At 40.4% G+C, this 1,026-nt stretch carries 1 protein-coding gene; it reads right to left on the bottom strand.

What is annotated here, in order from left to right; genetic code table 11:
* Nucleotides 1-854, bottom strand: an 854-nt coding sequence (locus DW677_RS18070; RefSeq protein WP_117567942.1) for an IS1380 family transposase, incomplete at its 3' end; no start/stop codon positions are given.
* Nucleotides 855-1,026 lie beyond the last annotated feature (172 nt).

Genomic DNA, 1,026 nt, shown 5'->3' with positions numbered 1-1,026 from the left:
TTGTACATGAATTCACCATAAACTACCGCATAATCCACTTTGTTATTCCTGGTGATTTCATCAAGCTCATCCACAAGATCGGATGCTTTTCCACGTAGGATGCCATTCTCCTTCAGCCGGATCACATAGCTTGTGCCGTTTTCCTCACACTGCTTATAAAGATCAGGCGTAGAAAAACCGCTATCACCACGAAGTAGAATAGGGATTTCCGGATAGTCATGCAGATATTCATCCAGTACCGGCTGCAAAAAATCAACTACTCCGGTGCAGGAATACTGTGTTCCATCACGCAGCTGGATCTTTATCAGATCCCCGGTCATTCCATCATAACAGACAAGTGGATGATAACCATTGCTCTGATAGTGAAAGTTAAAGGCTCTGCCTTCCTGCCTGCCGTATGCATCAAGAAGAGTGGAATCCAGATCCAGAATAACAGCCTGTGGCATCTGAATACTGTAAATTTTCCTCCGAAGTACTCTGGCAATCGCAAGGAACTGGTTTAAAGTGTCTTCATCCATACGGTTAAAGAATCTTGATACCGTAGGCTGTGATGCAAGCGCATCTTTTTCAAGTACAGACTTGAATACAGGATCATTTGTCAGTTCATCAGAGGCATCATCCTCGAAATAACCGGCAATAATCATATATATCATTTGGAGCAGGTTTTTTGGATCCGAATGATATCGGAATAAAGCAGGATCATTGGTTTTAAACGCTTTTTCTAAAAGCGTATCAATACCAAGTTTGCTTATGAATTCTTTGATAAGAAGCAAGACTGCATCGGATGAGAGATCTCCTCCATCAAAATTTATTTTAATCTGTCTATTGCTTTCTAAGGCTAAGGTGTTTACAATACTCTTAAAGGGCTCCTTTGTTTGGGATTGTTAAGACTTTGAACACCTTAATTTTACCACAAATGGATGCTCTTTTTTCATTCACTTGATAGGTGAAAAGCAATATTCAGCTAAAATACAGTAACTATGTGGCTTTCAGCCACTTTCACGGCTGATCCGTGAATAATCTAGG

The organism is Clostridium sp. AM25-23AC, from assembly GCF_003435125.1.
In the GTDB taxonomy this organism is placed as follows: Bacteria; Bacillota; Clostridia; order Lachnospirales; family Lachnospiraceae; genus Pilosibacter; species Pilosibacter fragilis.
Note: the sequence above shows the minus strand (reverse complement) of the source record. Positions and strands in the feature narration are given on the sequence as shown.